Genomic DNA, 19,597 nt, shown 5'->3' with positions numbered 1-19,597 from the left:
GCCGGGTCCCCTTCGCGTACGGTTGACGGCTGCCCAGCACGTCAGAAGGGGGCCCGGTGGCCGCTCAGGTTCAGCAGTCCGCGGTCGGCTCGGTACACGGCGCACAGGACTCCGTGCGTGACCGAGAGATCAGCGTCGAGCAGGAACATCTGGACCGGGTGTACCGGCGGCTCGAGGAGAAGATCCACGAGGCCGAGTTCCTCATGAACGACGCGGCCAAGCGCGGCCAGGTCGGCACGCCGGGCGCACTGGCCGAGCGGGACGCCCAGGTCTTCCGGGCCGGCATCCATCTGAACCGGCTCAACAACGAGTTCGAGGACTTCCTCTTCGGACGGATCGACCTGCTGCCCGGCAAGGACGGCAAGAAGGGCCCCGACGGCGCCTACACCGCGGTCGAACCCGCCGAGGGCGCGGTCCGGCCCGACAACACCGGCGACATCGCCGAGACCCTGCACATCGGGCGGATCGGCGTCCTCGACGCGGACTACGCCCCGCTGGTCATCGACTGGCGGGCCCCGGCCGCCGCCCCGTTCTACCGGTCCACCCCCAGGGACCCCGGACGGGTCGTGCGCCGCCGGGTCATCCGCTCCAAGGGCCGCCGGGTCCTCGGGGTCGAGGACGACCTGATGCGCCCCGAGCTGCGGGCGTTCCTCGACGGGCAGGAACTGCCCGTCATCGGCGACGGCGCCCTGATGGCCGCCCTCGGCCAGGCCCGCAGCCACACCATGCGGGACATCGTCTCCTCCATCCAGGCCGAGCAGGACCTGGTCATCCGCGCCCCCGCCGCCTCCGTCACCTACGTCGAGGGCGGCCCGGGCACCGGCAAGACCGCGGTCGCCCTGCACCGCGCGGCCTATCTGCTGTACCAGGACCGCAGACGCTACGCGGGCGGCATCCTGATCGTCTCGCCGACCCCGCTGCTGGTGGCCTACACCGAGGGCGTGCTGCCCTCGCTCGGCGAGGAGGGCCAGGTCGCGATCCGGGCCATCGGCTCGCTCGTCGACGGCGTCGAGGCCACGCTGTACGACTCCCCGTCGGTGGCCCGCGCCAAGGGCTCGCACCGGATGCTGAAGGTGCTGCGGAAGGCCGCCCGCGGCGCCCTGGAGCTGAACGATTCGCCGGAACGGCTCCGGGTCGTCGCCTTCGGGCGCCGCCTGGAACTGGAAGCCGGGGAACTGGCGCACATCCGCCGCATCGCCCTCGGCGGCACCGCCCCCGTCAACCTGCTGCGCCCGCGCGCCCGCAAGCTGCTCCTGGACGCCCTGTGGGCCAAGTCCGGCGCGGCCGGCCGCCACACCGACGCGGAGCTGGCCGCCGAACTGCGCTCCTCCTTCGACGAGGACGTGACAGGTGAGGACACGTTCATCGCCTTCCTCGACGCCTGGTGGCCCGAGCTGACCCCGAAGGGGGTCCTCGCCGCCATGGCGGACGAGAAGCGGCTCGGCCGCTGGGCCCGCCGGATCCTCAACCCCGGCGAGGTCCGCAGGGTCGCCCGCTCGCTGCGCCGGGAGGGCTGCTCGGTGCACGACACCGCCATGCTGGACGAGCTCCAGGCGATCCTCGGCGCCCCGGCCCGGCCGCGCAGGAAGCGCGAGCTGGACCCGCTGGACCAGCTCACCGGCCTCGAAGAGCTGATGCCGGTGCGTGAGGAGACCCAGCGGGAGCGGGCCGAGCGCCTCGCCCAGGAGCGCACCGAGTACGCGCACGTCATCGTGGACGAGGCGCAGGACCTCACGCCGATGCAGTGGCGGATGGTCGGCCGCCGCGGCCGGCACGCCACCTGGACGGTCGTCGGCGACCCCGCCCAGTCCTCCTGGTCCGACCCGGACGAGGCTGCCGAGGCCCGTGACGAGGCCCTCGGCAGCCGCCCCCGGCGCCGCTTCCAGCTCACCGTCAACTACCGCAACCCCGCCGAGATCGCCGAGCTGGCCGCCAAGGTGCTCGCCCTCGCCATGCCGGGCTCCGAGGCGCCCTCCGCCGTACGGTCCACCGGGGTCGAGCCGCGCTTCGTGTCGGCGGTCGACGGATCGGGCACGCCCGCCCGGGACTCCCTGGAGAAGACCGTCCGCGCGGAGTCCGAACGGCTGCTCGGCCTGGTGGATGGAACGGTCGGGGTGGTCGTCGCCATGAACCGGCGCGAGGAGGCCCGCCGCTGGCTGGCCGGGCTCGGCGACCGGGTGGTGGCGCTCGGCAGCCTGGAGGCCAAGGGCCTGGAGTACGACGCCACGGTCGTCGTCTCACCGGCGGAGATCGCCGACGAGTCGCCGGCCGGCCTGCGCGTGCTGTACGTCGCGCTGACCCGGGCGACCCAGCAGCTCACGGTGGTCTCCGGCGAGCGGGACGAGCCGGACCCGGCGGGGGTGCCGGATCTGCTCAGGGACTGAATTCCGAGGAAGTCCCCGCGCCAGGAATGGCCTCCGGCATCCGTTTGTTAGCCTTGACGTGGCACCGGCCCGATCCAAGCCCCCGGGCCCAACCTTCGTCCCTCAGAGGGACCACTTGCCGCGAGGCGAGCATGGCGGGTCGGTGTCATGAACGTGAGAGAGGCCCACGTCCGATGGGACGTGGGCCTCTTTATTTGCCCGATCATCTCTCGTATGGTGGAAGTTGTTTTCCGAAAAGGCGTGCCGCCGTGAACACAACGTCCGCAATCCGGGGCGACTACCACGTACTCGGTGGTAGGTGCGACGATCGGACGGCACTACACGCGACACGGTGAAAGCAGAGGAAGTCGGCCATGGCAACGGCGCCCAGCGTCTCCTACTCGATGACCATCCGGCTGGAGGTGCCCGCGAGCGGAACCGCCGTCTCGCAGCTCACCAACGCCGTGGAGTCCTCCGGAGGCTCGGTCACCGGCCTCGACGTCACCGCGTCCGGCCACGAGAAGCTCCGCATCGACGTCACCATCGCGGCCACCTCCACGGCCCACGCCGACGAGATCGTGGGCAAGCTCCGGGGCATCGAGGGCGTCACCCTGGGCAAGGTCTCCGACCGTACGTTCCTGATGCACCTCGGCGGCAAGATCGAGATGGCGTCCAAGCACCCCATCCGCAACCGTGACGACCTGTCGATGGTCTACACGCCCGGCGTGGCCCGCGTCTGCATGGCGATCGCCGAGAACCCCGAGGACGCCCGCCGCCTCACCATCAAGCGCAACTCCGTTGCGGTCGTGACGGACGGCTCCGCCGTGCTGGGCCTGGGCAACATCGGCCCGAAGGCCGCGCTGCCCGTCATGGAGGGCAAGGCGGCCCTCTTCAAGCGCTTCGCCGGCATCGACGCCTGGCCGATCTGCCTGGACACCCAGGACACCGACGCCATCGTCGAGATCGTCAAGGCGATCGCCCCCGGTTTCGCCGGCATCAACCTCGAGGACATCTCCGCCCCCCGCTGCTTCGAGATCGAGGCCCGGCTGCGCGAGGCCCTCGACATCCCCGTCTTCCACGACGACCAGCACGGCACGGCGATCGTCGTCCTCGCGGCCCTGACCAACGCGCTGCGCTGCACCGGGAAGGCGATCGAGAACATCCGGGTCGTGATGTCCGGGGCCGGCGCGGCCGGTACGGCCATCCTCAAGCTGCTGATCGCCGCCGGTGTGAAGAACGCCGTCGTGGCCGACATCCGCGGTGTCGTCCACTCGGACCGCGACGACCTGGTGGACGCCCCGGCCGACTCCCCGCTGCGCTGGATCGCCGACAACACCAACCCCGAGAACCTCACCGGCACCCTGAAGGAGGCCGTGCGCGGCGCCGACGTCTTCATCGGCGTCTCGGCCCCGAACGTCCTCGACGGTGACGACGTGGCCGCCATGGCCGACGGCGCCATCGTGTTCGCGCTCGCGAACCCCGATCCCGAGGTCGACCCCGCGATCGCCCGGCAGACGGCCGCCGTCGTGGCCACCGGCCGCTCGGACTTCCCGAACCAGATCAACAACGTGCTGGTCTTCCCGGGTGTCTTCCGCGGCCTGCTGGACGCGCAGTCCCGTACGGTCAACACCGAGATGATGCTCGCCGCCGCGAAGGCCCTCGCCGACGTGGTGACCGAGGACGAGCTGAACCCCAACTACATCGTTCCGAGCGTCTTCAACGAGAAGGTCGCGGGCGCGGTGGCGGGCGCGGTGCGCGAGGCCGCGAAGGCGGTGGGCGCGGCGCTGTAGGCGCCGTACCGTATGGTGCAGGGGCTGTGAGGATGGACACGGCAGCCCCCGTACCGGCGCGTCGCGGAACCCCCCACCGGCGGGCGCCCTCTAGGGTGACGGCCGAGCAGGCGCTTCTCGTGTGACTCCCTAGGGTGTTCTCACGACTCCTACGGGTGCCGGATTGGCATTACCGCCGCAGGTAGGGGCAGGATGCGTCTTTGGGCGCGAGCGCATCGGCATCGATCTCACCTCACGCCTCAACGGCAAGAAGAACACGGGAGTAACAACATGAACCGCAGTGAGCTGGTGGCCGCGCTGGCCGACCGCGCCGAGGTGACCCGCAAGGACGCCGACGCCGTTCTGGCCGCGTTCGCCGAGGTCGTCGGCGACATCGTCTCCAAGGGCGACGAGAAGGTCACCATCCCCGGCTTCCTGACCTTCGAGCGCACCCACCGTGCCGCTCGTACCGCGCGCAACCCGCAGACCGGCGAGCCCATCAACATCCCGGCCGGCTACAGCGTCAAGGTCTCCGCGGGCTCCAAGCTCAAGGAAGCGGCCAAGGGCAAGTAAGCGCTCCGCGCGGGGGCGCCGGTCCCCTGGAGCGCCTGAGCCGAGAACGCCGAAAGGGCGGCCCCCCCTCATCCCGAGGAGGGCCGCCCTTTCGGCTGCCGTCTAGCCGAGTGCCTTGCCCGGCAGCTCGACCTTCGCACCCAGCTCCACGAGCTTCTCCATGAAGTTCTCGTAGCCGCGGTTGATCAGTTCGATGCCGTGGACGCGGGAGGTGCCCTCGGCGGCCAGGGCCGCGATCAGGTACGAGAAGCCGCCGCGCAGGTCGGGGATGACCAGGTCGGCGCCCTGGAGCCGGGTGGGCCCCGAGACGACCGCGGAGTGCAGGAAGTTGCGCTGGCCGAAGCGGCAGTCGGAGCCGCCCAGGCACTCGCGGTAGAGCTGGATGTGGGCGCCCATCTGGTTCAGCGCCGAGGTGAAGCCGAGCCGGGACTCGTACACCGTCTCGTGGATGATGGACAGGCCCGTCGCCTGGGTCAGGGCGACCACCAGCGGCTGCTGCCAGTCGGTCTGGAAGCCCGGGTGCACGTCCGTCTCCAGCGCGATGGACTTGAGCTGCCCGCCGGGGTGCCAGAAGCGGATGCCCTCGTCGTCGATCTCGAAGGCGCCGCCCACCTTCCGGTAGGTGTTCAGGAACGTCATCATCGAGCGCTGCTGCGCGCCGCGGACGTAGATGTTGCCGTTGGTCGCCAGCGCCGCCGACGCCCAGGAGGCGGCCTCCAGGCGGTCCGAGAGGGCGCGGTGGGTGTAGCCGCCGAGCTTGTCCACACCGGTGATGCGGATCGTGCGGTCGGTGTCCATCGCGATGATCGCGCCCATCTTCTGCAGCACGCAGATGAGGTCCTCGATCTCCGGCTCGACGGCCGCGTTGGACAGCTCCGTGACGCCCTCGGCCAGTACCGCGGTCAGCAGCACCTGCTCGGTCGCGCCGACGGACGGGTACGGCAGCCGGATCTTCGTGCCGCGCAGCCGCTGCGGCGCCTCCAGGTACTGCCCGTCGGCCCGCTTCTCGATGGTCGCGCCGAACTGCCGCAGCACGTCGAAGTGGAAGTCGATGGGCCGGCCGCCGATGTCGCAGCCGCCGAGGCCCGGGATGAACGCGTGGCCCAGACGGTGCAGCAGCGGGCCGCAGAAGAGGATCGGGATACGGCTGGAACCCGCGTGGGCATCGATGTCAGCGACGTTGGCGCTTTCCACGTGCGTCGGGTCGAGCACCAGCTCACCGGGTTCCTCACCCGGACGGACGGTGACCCCGTGCAGCTGCAGCAGGCCGCGCACGACACGCACGTCACGGATGTCCGGAACGTTGCGCAGTCGACTCGGCGCACTGCCCAGCAGGGCGGCGACCATGGCCTTCGGTACGAGGTTCTTCGCACCGCGGACACGGATCTCGCCCTCCAGCGGGGTTCCGCCGTGGACAAGCAGGACATCGTCGTTGACGGTCATGAATCTCGCGTTCCGATGAGTCGGGCAGGGGCCGGCCGATCACTTTGCGCAGGGGCCGGAGAGACAGGGTAATCGCCTATTACCCCCCTCCTGTAAGCCCAAGTACCGCCCAGTCGCGTCATAGCTGTGTCACAACACGAACCGTTCACCGCCGGGCACGAGGGGTCACCGGTGCGGGCGCGCCCCCATGCGCCCTGAGCTGCGTTCACTCGCGCACCCCGATTGGCTCCCCACAGTGGGGGAAGATGCGGGATCATGTCTGGCATGACCGAGGTGTCCTCGCTCACAGGGCGGCTGCTCGTGGCAACCCCCGCCCTGGCGGACCCGAACTTCGACCGTGCGGTCGTGCTGCTTCTCGACCACGACGAGGAGGGCTCCCTCGGTGTCGTCCTCAACCGCCCCACCCCGGTGGGGGTGGGCGACATCCTGGAGGGCTGGGCCGATCTGGCCGGCGAGCCGGGAGTGGTCTTCCAGGGTGGTCCGGTCTCACTGGACTCTGCGCTCGGCGTCGCGGTCATCCCGGGCGGCGCGAACGGGGACAGCGCCCCGCTCGGCTGGCGGCGGGTGCACGGCGCGATCGGTCTGGTCGACCTGGAGGCCCCGCCGGAGCTGCTCGCCTCGGCCGTCGGCTCGCTGCGGATCTTCGCCGGTTACGCCGGCTGGGGCCCGGGTCAGCTCGAGGACGAGCTGGTGGAGGGCGCCTGGTACGTCGTGGAGTCCGAGCCGGGTGACGTGTCCTGCCCGGAGCCGGAGACCCTCTGGCGCGAGGTGCTGCGCCGCCAGCGCAACGAGCTGGCGATGGTCGCCACGTATCCCGACGACCCGTCGCTCAACTGATGCCTGCGCGCTTCAGTACCCTTGGCGATATGAGCACTCTCGAGCCCGAGCGCGGGACTGGTACGGGAACCCTCGTAGAGCCGACGCCACAGGTGTCCCACGGCGACGGCGACCACGAGCGCTTCGCCCACTACGTCCAGAAGGACAAGATCATGGCGAGCGCCCTCGACGGCACCCCCGTCGTGGCGCTGTGCGGCAAGGTGTGGGTGCCCGGCCGCGACCCGAAGAAGTACCCCGTGTGTCCCATGTGCAAGGAGATCTACGAGTCCATGGGCAGCGGCGGCGACGACAAGGGCGGCGACAAGTAGGCGCCCGCCCGTCGTCCGCCTGAAGACCTCGGGCCCCCGGGACGCGCCGCGGACGCGGACCCCGGGGGCCTTTGTGTTTTCCGGCCGCTAACTGGTCCAGACCTCTTGTCGGCATGCTCATGTCGGCAATAGCCTCCTCGAAGTCGCGCACGGCGGAGAATGCACCGCGCCGCGGCGCAGTTCCCCCGTAGGAACGCTTTCCTTCGTCAAGGACTGATGTGACTGACAAGGTGGATCTGATCCCGGCTCCGGCGCGCTGTTCGCGGAACGCCGCCGGGCACACGAGCATCGGCGCCGGCACGGCGCTGGAGGCGCGGCCCGGCACCGAGGGCGTCGCACGGTGGCTACGGGCCACCCTCGGCGCGGCGACCGGCCTGCCGCTGCCGGAGGCCGGCCGCGGGGACGACCGCGTCGTGCTGAGCATCGAGCCCGACCTGCCCCCCGAGGGCTACCGCCTCCTCACCGACGCCCGTCCGCTGCGCATCCAGGGCGGCAGCGCCGCCGGCGTCTTCTGGGGAGCCCAGACCTTCCGGCAGCTGCTCGGACCCGACGCGTTCCGCCGCGCGCCGCTGCGTCCGGACCGGGACTGGGACCTGCCGCGGGTCACCGTCGAGGACGCCCCCCGGTTCGGCTGGCGCGGTCTCATGCTGGACGTCGCCCGGCACTTCATGCCCAAGGAAGGGGTGCTGCGGTACCTGGACCTGATGGCCGCGCACAAACTCAACGTCTTCCACTTCCATCTGACGGACGACCAGGGCTGGCGGATCGAGATCGGGCGGTACCCGAGGCTGACCGAGATCGCCTCGTGGCGGGCTCGGACGAAATTCGGTCACCGCGCCTCACCGTTGTGGGAGGAGAAGCCGCACGGGGGCCACTACACGCAGGACGACATCCGGGAGATCGTCGCCTACGCCGCCGAGCGGCATATCACCGTCGTCCCGGAAATCGACGTACCGGGCCACTCGCAGGCCGCCATCGCCGCGTATCCGGAACTCGGCAACACCGATGTCGTGGACACCTCCGCGCTCACCGTCTGGGACAACTGGGGAATCTCCGCCAACGTTCTGGCCCCCACCGACACCACCCTCCGTTTCTACGAGGGGGTGTTCGAGGAAGTGCTGGAACTGTTCCCCTCGGAGTTCGTGCACATCGGCGGCGACGAATGCCGCAAGGACCAGTGGCGCCTTTCGCCGGCCGCGAAGAGCCGGATCGCGGACCTCGGGCTCGCCGGCGAGGACGAGTTGCAGTCCTGGTTCATCGGCCACTTCGACACCTGGCTCGCCGCGCGCGGGCGCCGCCTCATCGGCTGGGACGAGATTCTTGAGGGCGGACTCGCGCCCGGCGCCGCGGTGTCCTCCTGGCGCGGCTACGCGGGCGGCGTCGCCGCCGCGCGGGCCGGGCACGACGTCGTCATGTGCCCGGAGCAGTACGTCTACCTGGACCACCGGCAGGCGCCCGGGGACGACGAGCCCGTGCCGATCGGCTTCGTGCGCACCCTGGAGGACGTCTACCGGTTCGAGCCGGTACCGGCCGAACTCACCGCCGAGGAGGCCCGGTACGTGCTGGGCACCCAGGCCAACGTGTGGACCGAGGTGCTGGAGGACGCGGCGCGCGTGGACTACCAGGCCTTTCCCCGGCTCGCCGCCCTCGCCGAGGTCGCCTGGAGCCGGCTGCCCGCCCCGGCGGAGCGGGACTTCACGGACTTCGAACGCCGTATGGCCGCCCACTACCGGCGACTTGACGCCCTCGGCGTCGGGTACCGGCCACCCGGCGGGCCGCGGCCCTGGCAGCGGCGCCCCGGCGTCCTCGGCCGCCCGATCGACGGCACGCCCCCGAACCGCTAGGTCGTGTCCGCGGAGTCACGCCCGCGCCGCGACGCCGGGCAGCTTGCGCCCTGTCCGCGGACGGAACGGGTGCTCGTAGAACGAATGACGGAAAACGCCGCGGAGCCACCGAAGAGTGGCAATCCGTGCGCACCGGTGATGCCGTTCGAAAACGGAACATGTCGTCGATGAGGTGGGTGAACGCCTCCTGACGGACCCCCGCGCCCGGCCCTTGCGAAGATGTGCCAGAGTTGCCACGTCCGCCCTGTGAGCACGTACCGTACGGCCACACAGGTGGGACCAGGTGGGGCAGCGGGAAGGGGCAGCCGGTTTGACCACGCACGCACCGCAGGCGGCGCAGGCCGTCACGCTGCCCACGACACTGGACGAGGCCGTGGCGGCCCTCACCGCCATGCCCGCCGCCGTCCCCGTGGCGGGCGGCACCGACCTCATGGCCGCCGTGAACTCCGGCCAGCTCAGGCCCGCCGCCCTGGTGGGCCTCGGACGGATCAGCGAGATCCGCGGCTGGCAGTACCAGGACGGCCACGCGCTGCTCGGCGCGGGCCTCACGCACGCGCGCATGGGCCGCCCCGACTTCGCGGCCCTGATCCCGGCGCTCGCCGCCGCCGCCCGCGCCGCCGGACCGCCGCACATCCGCAACGCCGGCACCCTGGGCGGCAACATCGCCTCGGCCGCCCCCACCGGCGACGCGCTGCCGGTGCTGGCCGCCCTCGAGGCGACACTGATCATCGCGGGCCCGAACGGAGCCCGCCGGGAGATCCCGGTCTCGCACCTGCTGGCCGGCGTGGAGATGCTGCGCGGCGGCGAACTCATCGGCTACGTGCGCGTACCGCTGCTGCACGCCCCGCAGGTCTTCCTGAAGGCGACCGGACGGACCGGCCCGGGCCGGGCGCTGGCGTCGGTGGCGGTGGTGCTCGACCCGGCCCGGCGCGGGGTGCGCTGTGCGGTCGGTGCCATAGCGCCGATGCCGCTGCGCCCCCTGGACGCCGAGCAGTGGGTCGCCCAGCTCATCGACTGGGACAACGACCGCGCTCTCGTACCCGAGGCCCTGCACGCCTTCGGGGAGTACGTCGCGGCGGCCTGCATCCCGGACCCGGCCCCCGAGCCGGACGGCTCCGTGATCCCGTTGCCGCCCGCCGTACTGCACCTGCGGCGCACCGTCGCCGCGCTGGCCCGACGAGCACTGGGGAGGGCGCTGTCGTGACCGACGACCAGCACGGAGAGGGCACCGGGCAGAGCGGCGGCCGCTGGGACCCGCTGCCCCAGGGCGACTACGACGACGGCGCCACCGCCTTCGTCAAGCTCCCCGAGGGCGGCATCGACGCCCTGCTGTCCGGCGACAGCCCCCTGGCCGCCCCCGGACACGGCTACGTACCGCCACGGATAACGGCGGCGCCCCCCGACGGTCCCGCCGACGCCTGGCCCGCGCCCGACGGCGGCGGCCGGTGGCCCGACCCGAGCGCCGTGCCCCAGGAGCCGGGCACGGGCGACCGGTTCACGTACCAGCCCGCCGCGACCCAGCAGTGGACCTTCGAGGAGCCCGCGGCCCCGCCCGCCCCCGGACACGACGTCACCGGACAGTGGTCCATCCCGGTCGCCGGCGGTGATCTCCCGGACGAGTCGGGCGAGTTCACCACGTCCTCGCTGGTCGAGCAGTGGGGCGGCACCCCTCCGGCCACCCTGCCCGGCGGCGCGCCCGCACCCTGGGCGACGGGGACCGCCGCGCAGCCGTGGGGAGAGCCGGAGCCGGACGCCGCGTCCCGCACCGCCGGCAGGTCCCCGGCGACGGAGTTCACGCCGCCCGGCGCCGAAGCCTCCACGGCACCGGAGTTCGCGCCCGCGCAGCCCTACGACCCGGACCCGGCCGCGCAGGCCCCTGAGGGCCCCGCCGACGGCTCGGAACGGCACGACGGACCCGCCGGTCACCAGTCGGCCCCCGAGGCCCTGGAAGCGCCGGACACGGGAGCGGCGCCGGCCGCCGCGGACCCCGCGACGCCGGCCCGCGCGCCGGAGGCCCCCGCGGCACCGGCGGACGGGACGGGCGCGCCCGCGGACACCGGCGCCGGACCCGCCGCGGACGGGTCACCGGCGCCCGAGGACGCGGCGGCCGACGAGGACCCGGCCGCCCGGACCGCGGACCGGGACGACGCGCCCGGGGACGACCCCGCCGTCCCGCCGCCCCACGACGACCACCCCCTCGCCTCCTACGTCCTGCGGGTCAACGGCACCGACCGGCCCGTCAGCGACGCCTGGATCGGCGAGTCCCTGCTCTACGTCCTGCGCGAGCGGCTCGGCCTCGCCGGGGCCAAGGACGGCTGCTCGCAGGGCGAGTGCGGCGCCTGCAACGTGCAGGTCGACGGCCGTCTCGTGGCCTCCTGCCTGGTCCCGGCCGTCACCGCGGCCGGCAGCGAGGTGCGCACCGTCGAGGGCCTGGCCGCCGACGGACGGCCCTCCGACGTGCAGCGGGCGCTCGCCCGCTGCGGCGCCGTGCAGTGCGGCTTCTGCGTGCCCGGCATGGCGATGACCCTGCACGACCTCCTCGAGGGCAACCCCGCGCCGACCGAGCTGGAGACCCGCCAGGCCCTGTGCGGCAACCTGTGCCGCTGCTCCGGCTACCGGGGCGTCCTGGACGCCGTCAAGGAAGTCGTCGCCGAGCGCGAGGCGGACTCCGGGGCCGACGAGGGCCCGGACACCGACGAGGCGCGCATCCCGCACCAGGCGGGCCCGGGCGCCGGCGGCGTCAACCCGGCGGCCTTCGAGTCACCGGGGCTCTTCGACAGCCCCGGCACCTTCGGCACACCGGGACCGCACGACCAGCAGTACGGCCAGGACGGAGGCCAGGCGTGACCAACGAAGCCGCCACCGCGACCGCCACCGCGGCGGTACCGGCCGCCGACCCCGAGCCGCTGCCGCACGGCCTCGGCGCCTCGCTGCCGCACGCCGACGCCCGCGCCAAGACCGAGGGCACCTTCCCCTACGCGGCCGACCTGTGGGCCGAGGGGCTGCTGTGGGCCGCCGTGCTGCGCTCCCCGCACGCGCACGCGCGCATCGTCTCCATCGACACCACCCACGCGCGCGAGATGCCCGGCGTACGCGCCGTCGTCACCCACGAGGACATCCCCGGCACCCCCCGCCACGGCCGGGGCACGCCGGACCGCCCGGTGTTCGCCTCCGAGGTCGTACGGCACCACGGCGAGCCCATCGCCGCCGTCGCCGCCGACCACCCCGACACCGCGCGGATGGCCGCCGCGGCCGTCATCGTCGAGTACGAGGTCCTCGACCCGGTCACCGACCCCGAGCACGCCTTCGAGGCCGAACCGCTGCACCCGGACGGCAACCTGATCCGGCACATCCCGCTGCACCACGGCGACCCGGAGGCGGCCGGCGAGGTCGTCGTCGAGGGCCAGTACCGCATCGGCCGCGCGGACCCGGCCCCCATCGGCGCCGAGGCCGGCCTCGCCGTGCCCCGCCCCGACGGCGGTGTGGAGCTGTACCTGGCGTCCACCGACCCGCACACCGACCGCAACACGGCCGCGGCCTGCTACGGCCTGTCCCCGGACCGGGTGAAGATCGTCGTCACCGGGGTGCCCGGCGCCACGGCCGACCGCGAGGACCAGGGCTTCCAGCTCCCGCTCGGCCTGCTCGCCCTGAAGACCGGCTGCCCGGTGAAGATCACGGCCACCCGCGAGGAGTCCTTCCTCGGCCACGCCCACCGCCACCCCACCCTGCTGCGCTACCGCCACCACGCGGACGCCGACGGCAGGCTGGTGAAGGTCGAGGCGCAGATCCTGCTCGACGCGGGCGCCTACGCGGACACCTCCGCCGATGCCCTCGCCGCCGCCGTGTCGTTCGCGTGCGGCCCGTACGTCGTCCCGAACGCCTTCATCGAGGGCTGGGCCGTACGCACCAACAACCCGCCCTCCGGCCATGTGCGCGGCGAGGGCGCGATGCAGGTGTGCGCCGCCTACGAGGCCCAGATGGACAAGCTGGCGAAGAAACTGGGCCTGGACCCGGCCGAGCTGCGCCTGCGCAACGCGCTCGCGACCGGTGACGTCCTGCCCATCGGCCAGACCGTGACCTGCCCGGCCCCGGTGGCCGAACTCCTGCAGGCGGTCCGTGACTTCCCGCTGCCCGAGCTGCCCGTGGACACCCCGGAGGAGGAGTGGCTCCTGCCCGGCGGCCCCGAGGGCGCGGGCGAGCCGGGCGCGGTGCGCCGGGGCGTCGGCTACGGCCTGGGCATGGTGCACATGCTCGGCGCCGAGGGCGCCGACGAGGTCTCCACGGCGACGGTGAAGGTGCACGACGGCGTGGCCACCGTGCTCTGCGGGGCCGTTGAGACGGGCCAGGGCTTCACCACCCTCGCCCGCCAGATCGTCCAGGAGACGCTCGGCATCGACGAGGTGCACGTGGCACCTGTCGACACCGACCAGCCCCCGGCCGGCCCGGGCTGCCGCGGCCGCCACACCTGGGTGTCGGGCGGCGCGGTGGAGCGGGCGGCGAAGATGGTCCGCACCCAGCTCCTGCAGCCCCTGGCCCACAAGTTCGGCATGTCCACCGAGCTGCTGCAGATCACGGACGGCAAGATCACCTCCTATGACGGCGTGCTGTCGACCACCGTCACCGAGGCGATGGACGGCAAGGAGCTGTGGGCCACCGCCCAGTGCCGTCCGCACCCCACCGAGCCGCTGGACGCCGCCGGCCAGGGCGACGCCTTCGTGGGCCTCGCCTTCTGCGCGATCCGCGCGGTGGTGGACGTCGACATCGAGATCGGCTCGGTCCGGGTGGTGGAGCTGGCGGTCGCCCAGGACGTCGGCCGGGTCCTCAACCCCGCCCAGCTCGCGGCCCGTATCGAGGCGGGCGTCACCCAGGGCGTGGGCATCGCCCTCACCGAGAACCTGCGCACCCCGCGCGGTCTGATCCGCCACCCCGACCTGACCGGATACGCCCTGCCGACCGCCCTGGACGCGCCGGACATCCGGATCGTGAAGCTGGTCGAGGAACGTGACGTGGTCGCGCCCTTCGGGGCCAAGCCGGTCAGCGCGGTCCCGGTGGTGACGTCCCCGGCGGCGATCGCCTCCGCCGTCCGCGCGGCGACGGGCCGCCCGGTCAACCGCCTGCCGATCCGCCCGCAGGCGGCCGTGGTGACGTCCCAGTGACCACGCCCGCGCGCGGCGACGGCCGTGCGTGGGCAGGGCGGGCAACGGAACCGGTCCGTCCGACGTCCTTCCTGGTGAGGGCCGTTGTCAGTGGTGCGGCGTAGTGTGCTGAGCAGTCGGGGGCACCTGCCCGGGCGCCGCGCACGACGACGCACGCACACAGGCACGCACGGGGACGATCGCGGGGGAGCGATGAGCACGACCGACGCCGGGATCCCGGCGATCACACTGACCGAGGCGGAACTGGGCCGTCACATCACCCACGCCCCGACCCGCGGACTGCTCACGGGCCCCGGACTGCCCGCGGACACCGCCCTGCTGACCTTCTCCCCGCTGCGCGCGCACGGCCTGCGCACCCTCGGCGACGCCACCGACGGCCCCTTCCACCTGGCGGAGGAACTGCGCGGCCGCCTGGTGATCGGCGAACTGCTGCACCCGGCCGGCATGGAGCGCGAGTCGATCCTGCTGGACGGCGACACCGGTGAGCTGACCACGGCCTACCTCGTCGGCCCGTCCGACCCGCGCCCCTTCGCGCCCTCGCTGTCCACCCTCTTGCGCTTCGCCGCGGTCACGGAGGAACTGGCGGGCCTGCGCGGCCGTTTCGCTTCCCTGGCGGGCAAGTACGGCCCGAGGACGGTGACCGAGGCGTCGCGCCGTCTGCTCGCCCTGTTCGCGGAGGGCACGGACGGCAGGGTGCCGCCCTACTGGAAGGCCGCGGCCCTGATCCGCCCGCTGGCCCTCGTCGCGGGGCCGGGCACCACGTCCGGTCTCACCCTGGACGTTCCGGCCCGCCTGCTGGAGCAGGAGTTCGGCCAGGGCCGGGTGGCGCGGTTCGAGGAGGTCGACTTCCCGGCCACGCTCACCCACGAGCCGACCCGCCGCTTCCTGCGCGAGACGGGCCTGCCGGAGGAGGCGGTCGTCTTCCACGCCGACACCGACGTCCCGCTGCCGACGCTCACCGAGTACTTCACCACCGAGCGCTGCGACGACTACCCGCTGGACGACCTTCCCGCCCACGCCGGTCACCTGATCCGCCTCGGCCACCTGATCGAGGACAACAGCCTGGTGGTCGACGGCAGAACGGGCGCGGTGCTCACCTTCAGCGAGCCCGAGGCGACGCTCCACCCGCTGAACACCGACGTCTCCACGCTGGCCTTCACCCTGTGGCTCCTGCACCACGAGCGCACCATCGACGAACACCTGTCGAACGAGCTGAGCACAGAGGCCTACGACCACCTGGCCGCAACCATGATCCACACCCTCACCGCGGTGGACCCCACGGCCACCCTGCCGGACACCGCCTGGCACTACTGGACACAACTGTTCCAGGACGAGGCGGGCGGGGTGCTGTAGCTGGAGACCGTGGCGGGAATCGAACCCGCGTAAGTCGCTTTGCAGGCGACTCCCTGAACCACTCGGGCACACGGTCCTGTCGTGCTGAGACGAACGTAGGGCGGGCCGGGACGGCCGCTCAAGGGAAACCGCGGCCCCGCAACGGGACTGCCATACGCCGTTCATGAAAGCGGGAGCCGGGGGTCTACGACCAAGGTCGGAGTCCGGGCGGGACCACCGACAGGGGTCAAACCCGGCTGTGGACCTTACCCTGGCGACCATGAGTGCCCTCGAGTCCCGTGACACCGCTGTGGTGAGTGATGCCGTCGAGAAGGACGGCGGCGGCGTGCTGAGCCGGGAACACCGGGCGCTCAGTGTCGGGATCGTCTCCGTCGTGCTGCTCATCGCCTTCGAGGCGACCGCCGTCGGAACCGCGATGCCCGTGGCCGCGCGCGAGCTGGACGGGCTGGCGCTGTACGCGTTCGCGTTCTCCGGGTACTTCACGACCAGCCTGTTCGGGATGGTGTTCGCCGGCCAGTGGTCCGACCGGCGTGGGCCGCTCGGCCCGCTTACCACGGGGATCGCCGCCTTCGCCGCCGGGCTCGTCGTCGCCGGGACCGCCGGTGCCATGTGGGTGTTCATCCTGGGGCGGGCCGTGCAGGGCCTCGGCGGCGGGCTGGTCATCGTGGCGCTGTACGTCGTCGTCGGGCGCGCCTACCCCGAGCGGCTGCGGCCCGCGATCATGGCGGCCTTCGCCGCCGGGTGGGTCGTGCCGTCCATCGTCGGCCCGCTCGCCGCGGGCGCCGTGACCGAGCACCTCGGCTGGCGCTGGGTGTTCCTCGGCATCCCCGTCCTGGTCGTGTTCCCGCTCGCGCTCGCGCTGCCGCAGATACGGCGCCGGGCGGCGGGCCCCGTGGACGGCACCGACGCCGCCGCCTCCTTCGACCGGCGCCGCATCCGGCTCGCCCTCGCCATCTCCCTCGGCGCGGGACTCCTGCAGTACGCCGCCCAGGACCTGCGATGGCTGTCGCTGGTCCCCGGTCTCGCCGGTGCGGCCCTGCTCGTGCCCGCCGTCCTCGGGCTGCTTCCGCGCGGCACCTACCGCGCCGCGCGCGGGCTGCCCTCCGTCGTGCTGCTGCGCGGGGTGTCCGCCGGGTCCTTCATCGCCGCCGAGTCCTTCGTCCCGCTGATGCTGGTCACCCAGCGGGGGCTGTCGCCGACGCTCGCCGGGTTCTCGCTGGCGGCCGGCGGGGTCACCTGGGCGCTGGGCTCGTGGGTGCAGTCGCGGCCCCGCGTGGAGCCGTACCGGGAACGGCTGATGACGGCCGGCATGGTGCTGGTCGCCGCCGCGATCCTCACCGCGCCGAGCGTGCTGCTGCACTCCGTGCCGGTCTGGACCGTCGCCGTCGCCTGGGGCTTCGGCTGCTTCGGCATGGGGCTGGTGATCTCCTCCACCAGCGTGCTCCTGCTCCAGCTCTCCGCGCCCCGGGAGGCCGGCGCCAACTCCGCCGCGCTCCAGATCTCCGACGCCCTCTCCAACGTCGTCCTCCTCGCGGCGACCGGCGCGGCCTTCGCGGCCCTGGGCGGCGGCAGCGCGGCGGCCCCGTCCGCCTCGGCGGCCGGCGGATCGCACCCCGCCGCCTTCGCCGCCGTCTTCCTGCCGATGACGGCGGTGGCGCTGGTGGGGGCCTGGGTGACGCGACGGCTCCGAACCTCTGAAGGCCACTGACCGGCACCACGTAGTACCGCTACGGCATGGCTGGACTGAACCCGCCTTCTGGCGCGGCGGGTGTTCCTGCACATGAACGGGCACCCGCTGGACGCGGACTTCGATGCCGACGGGCCCGAGCGCTTCGTGCCGGATGTCCGTCAGCGCGCCCTGGACGTGCCCGAGATCGCGGATCGGTCGCCCGGCCTCGCAGGCTGACTGTGACGTGAGTCCCACCCGACGGCGCCCCGGCCCCGTTCGCGCGTCGGCGCCGCCGGGGCGCCGGTAGGGTGGCCCGGTTGTCATACGTAGCCGAGCCGCCCGACCCCCTGATCCACGGAGACCGTGACTACCACCGCCGCTTCCGCCGCACACTCCCACCACCTCTCGCCGGCCTTCCCCGGCCGGGCTCCCTGGGGCACCGCCAGCAAGCTGCGTGCCTGGCAGCAGGGGGCGATGGAGAAGTACATCCAGGAGCAGCCGCGTGACTTCCTCGCGGTGGCCACGCCGGGCGCCGGCAAGACGACCTTTGCGCTGACCCTCGCCTCCTGGCTGCTGCACCACCACGTCGTGCAGCAGGTGACCGTGGTCGCGCCGACCGAGCACCTGAAGAAGCAGTGGGCGGAGGCCGCGGCACGGATAGGGATCAAGCTCGACCCCGAGTACAGCGCGGGCCCGCTCGGCAAGGACTACGACGGCGTCGCCGTCACCTACGCGGGCGTCGGCGTCCGCCCGATGCTGCACCGCAACCGCGTCGAGCAGCGCAAGACCCTGGTGATCCTCGACGAGATCCACCACGCCGGTGACTCCAAGTCCTGGGGCGAGGCGTGCCTGGAGGCGTTCGAGCCCGCGACCCGGCGGCTCGCCCTGACCGGTACGCCCTTCCGGTCCGACACCAACCCGATCCCCTTCGTCGCGTACGAGGAGGGGCAGGACGGGATCCGCCGGTCCGCCGCCGACTACACCTACGGCTACGGCAACGCCCTCGCCGACCACGTCGTCCGGCCGGTCATCTTCCTCTCCTACAGCGGCAACATGCGCTGGCGCACGAAGGCCGGTGACGAGATCGCCGCCCGGCTCGGCGAGCCGATGACCAAGGACGCGGTCAGCCAGGCCTGGCGCACCGCCCTCGACCCGCGCGGCGAGTGGATGCCCAGCGTGCTGCGCGCCGCCGACCAGCGGCTGACCGAGGTGAGAAAGGGCATCCCGGACGCCGGTGCCCTGGTCATCGCCTCCGACCAGGACTCCGCCCGCGCCTACGCCAAGCTCATCCGGGAGATCACCGGCACGAAGGCGACCCTCGTGCTGTCCGACGACGCCGGCGCCTCGAAGCGGATCGACGACTTCAGCGGCAGCGACGACCGCTGGATGGTCGCGGTGCGCATGGTGTCCGAGGGCGTCGACGTGCCCCGGCTCGCGGTCGGGGTGTACGCCACCACCATCTCGACCCCGCTGTTCTTCGCGCAGGCCGTCGGCCGCTTCGTGCGGTCCCGGCGGCGCGGCGAGACCGCTTCCGTGTTCCTGCCGACCGTCCCGGACCTGCTGACCTTCGCCAACGAGATGGAGAAGGAGCGGGACCACGCCCTCGACAAGCCGAAGAAGGAGGGCGAGGAGGACCCGTACGCCGAATCCGAGAAGGAGATGGAGGAGGCGAACAAGGAGCAGGACGAGGACACCGGCGAGCAGGAGCAGTTCGCCTTCGAGGCGCTGGAGTCCGAGGCCGTCTTCGACCGTGTCCTCTACGACGGCGCCGAGTTCGGCATGCAGGCCCACCCGGGCAGCGAGGAGGAGCAGGACTATCTCGGCATCCCCGGCCTCCTCGAGCCCGACCAGGTGCAGATGCTGCTGCAGAAGCGGCAGGCCCGGCAGATCGCGCACAGCCGCAAGAAGCCGGACACCGAGGCCGACCTGCTGGAACTGCCCGCAGAGCGCCGGCCGGTGGTCAGCCACAAGGAGATGATGGAGCTGCGCAAGCGGCTCAACACCCTCGTCGGCGCCTACGTCCACCAGAGCGGCAAGCCGCACGGTGTCATCCACACCGAGCTGCGCCGGGTGTGCGGGGGACCGGCCAGCGCGGAGGCGACGGCAGGGCAGCTGCGACAGCGGATCGCCAAGGTGCAGGAGTGGGCGACGCGGATGCGGTAAAAGCCTGGGGTACGTGCGTATGGGGACGAATTCAGGCAGTCCGGATCCGGCCGTGACCGGATTCTGGACGGAGGCTTCCGCTCAGCGAACCGGCTTCGCTACTGTCCGGCTACGCACAC

At 72.6% G+C, this 19,597-nt stretch carries 14 protein-coding genes and 1 tRNA gene; 13 read left to right on the top strand and 2 right to left on the bottom strand.

Annotation, left to right across the window (positions count from 1 at the left end; all coding sequences use genetic code 11):
• Positions 1–56 precede the first annotated feature (56 nt).
• The 3 genes from ACZ6B1_RS07785 (at position 57) to ACZ6B1_RS07775 (ending at position 4,705) form a co-directional block, all read left to right on the top strand.
• Positions 57–2,384 (top strand): HelD family protein, encoded by a 2,328-nt coding sequence (locus tag ACZ6B1_RS07785; protein WP_468775891.1) that lies wholly within the window; start codon positions 57–59, stop codon positions 2,382–2,384.
• A 353-nt stretch (positions 2,385–2,737) separates the two neighbouring features.
• Positions 2,738–4,153, top strand: coding sequence for an NAD-dependent malic enzyme (locus ACZ6B1_RS07780; RefSeq protein ID WP_468775889.1), 1,416 nt, complete (start codon positions 2,738–2,740; stop codon positions 4,151–4,153).
• Positions 4,154–4,423: 270 nt separating this feature from the next.
• On the top strand, positions 4,424–4,705 hold the full coding sequence (locus ACZ6B1_RS07775) for an HU family DNA-binding protein (RefSeq protein ID WP_067001509.1): 282 nt from the start codon (positions 4,424–4,426) through the stop codon (positions 4,703–4,705).
• Positions 4,706–4,807: 102 nt separating this feature from the next.
• Here ACZ6B1_RS07775 and murA read toward each other — a convergent pair whose 3' ends face one another.
• On the bottom strand, positions 4,808–6,148 hold the full coding sequence (gene murA / locus ACZ6B1_RS07770; protein WP_468775887.1) for a UDP-N-acetylglucosamine 1-carboxyvinyltransferase: 1,341 nt from the start codon (positions 6,146–6,148) through the stop codon (positions 4,808–4,810).
• A gap of 264 nt (positions 6,149–6,412) precedes the next feature.
• Here murA and ACZ6B1_RS07765 point away from each other — a divergent pair, with 264 nt between their 5' ends.
• From ACZ6B1_RS07765 to ACZ6B1_RS07735, 7 genes are all read left to right on the top strand, one after another.
• Complete coding sequence (locus ACZ6B1_RS07765) at positions 6,413–6,985, top strand: YqgE/AlgH family protein (protein WP_445051431.1); 573 nt, start codon at positions 6,413–6,415, stop codon at positions 6,983–6,985.
• Between the two features lie 29 nt (positions 6,986–7,014).
• Positions 7,015–7,293 carry a DUF3039 domain-containing protein gene (locus ACZ6B1_RS07760; RefSeq protein ID WP_143638399.1) on the top strand — a complete coding sequence of 93 codons (279 nt, stop codon included), beginning with the start codon at positions 7,015–7,017 and terminating at the stop codon, positions 7,291–7,293.
• Between the two features lie 218 nt (positions 7,294–7,511).
• Positions 7,512–9,137, top strand: coding sequence for a beta-N-acetylhexosaminidase (locus tag ACZ6B1_RS07755; protein WP_468775885.1), 1,626 nt, complete (start codon positions 7,512–7,514; stop codon positions 9,135–9,137).
• 310 nt (positions 9,138–9,447) lie between these two features.
• Positions 9,448–10,341 carry an FAD binding domain-containing protein gene (locus ACZ6B1_RS07750; protein WP_468775883.1) on the top strand — a complete coding sequence of 298 codons (894 nt, stop codon included), beginning with the start codon at positions 9,448–9,450 and terminating at the stop codon, positions 10,339–10,341.
• Positions 10,338–11,984 carry a (2Fe-2S)-binding protein gene (locus ACZ6B1_RS07745; protein ID WP_468775881.1) on the top strand — a complete coding sequence of 549 codons (1,647 nt, stop codon included), beginning with the start codon at positions 10,338–10,340 and terminating at the stop codon, positions 11,982–11,984. Before ACZ6B1_RS07750 ends, ACZ6B1_RS07745 begins: the two co-directional genes overlap by 4 nt.
• A complete protein-coding gene (locus ACZ6B1_RS07740; protein WP_468775880.1) occupies positions 11,981–14,293 on the top strand; it encodes a xanthine dehydrogenase family protein molybdopterin-binding subunit in 2,313 nt (770 codons plus the stop codon). The genes ACZ6B1_RS07745 and ACZ6B1_RS07740 overlap by 4 nt, the downstream gene beginning before the upstream one ends.
• Before the next feature lie 192 nt (positions 14,294–14,485).
• Positions 14,486–15,646, top strand: a complete 1,161-nt coding sequence (locus tag ACZ6B1_RS07735; protein ID WP_468775878.1) for an SUKH-4 family immunity protein — start codon at positions 14,486–14,488, stop codon at positions 15,644–15,646.
• 1 nt (position 15,647) lies between these two features.
• Here ACZ6B1_RS07735 and ACZ6B1_RS07730 read toward each other — a convergent pair.
• Positions 15,648–15,722 (bottom strand) — tRNA-Cys (locus ACZ6B1_RS07730).
• Positions 15,723–15,905: 183 nt separating this feature from the next.
• Between ACZ6B1_RS07730 and ACZ6B1_RS07725 the strand changes: the two genes are divergently transcribed.
• From ACZ6B1_RS07725 to ACZ6B1_RS07715, 3 genes are all read left to right on the top strand, one after another.
• Positions 15,906–17,354 (top strand): MFS transporter, encoded by a 1,449-nt coding sequence (locus tag ACZ6B1_RS07725; RefSeq protein WP_468775876.1) that lies wholly within the window; start codon positions 15,906–15,908, stop codon positions 17,352–17,354.
• Positions 17,355–17,426: 72 nt separating this feature from the next.
• The gene (locus ACZ6B1_RS07720) at positions 17,427–17,552 is read left to right on the top strand and encodes a hypothetical protein (RefSeq protein ID WP_468775874.1); all 126 of its coding nucleotides are present in this window, start codon (positions 17,427–17,429) and stop codon (positions 17,550–17,552) included.
• A 126-nt stretch (positions 17,553–17,678) separates the two neighbouring features.
• Positions 17,679–19,478, top strand: a complete 1,800-nt coding sequence (locus ACZ6B1_RS07715) for a DEAD/DEAH box helicase (RefSeq protein ID WP_468775872.1) — start codon at positions 17,679–17,681, stop codon at positions 19,476–19,478.
• Positions 19,479–19,597: the final 119 nt, after the last annotated feature.

It is taken from the genome of Streptomyces sp. NPDC041129 (genome assembly GCF_055592265.1).
This window is presented reverse-complemented; position numbering and strand designations above follow the sequence as displayed.

What these genes read in the sequence shown, in the direction of transcription:
- ACZ6B1_RS07780 (WP_468775889.1), top strand. Translation starts at nt 2,738, where the DNA reads ATGGCAACGGCGCCCAGCGTCTCCTACTCGATGACCATCCGGCTGGAG.
- ACZ6B1_RS07775 (WP_067001509.1), top strand. Translation starts at nt 4,424, where the DNA reads ATGAACCGCAGTGAGCTGGTGGCCGCGCTGGCCGACCGCGCCGAGGTG.
- murA (WP_468775887.1), bottom strand. Translation starts at nt 6,148, where the DNA reads ATGACCGTCAACGACGATGTCCTGCTTGTCCACGGCGGAACCCCGCTG.
- ACZ6B1_RS07765 (WP_445051431.1), top strand. Translation starts at nt 6,413, where the DNA reads ATGACCGAGGTGTCCTCGCTCACAGGGCGGCTGCTCGTGGCAACCCCC.
- ACZ6B1_RS07760 (WP_143638399.1), top strand. Translation starts at nt 7,015, where the DNA reads ATGAGCACTCTCGAGCCCGAGCGCGGGACTGGTACGGGAACCCTCGTA.
- ACZ6B1_RS07735 (WP_468775878.1), top strand. Translation starts at nt 14,486, where the DNA reads ATGAGCACGACCGACGCCGGGATCCCGGCGATCACACTGACCGAGGCG.
- ACZ6B1_RS07725 (WP_468775876.1), top strand. Translation starts at nt 15,906, where the DNA reads ATGAGTGCCCTCGAGTCCCGTGACACCGCTGTGGTGAGTGATGCCGTC.
- ACZ6B1_RS07720 (WP_468775874.1), top strand. Translation starts at nt 17,427, where the DNA reads ATGAACGGGCACCCGCTGGACGCGGACTTCGATGCCGACGGGCCCGAG.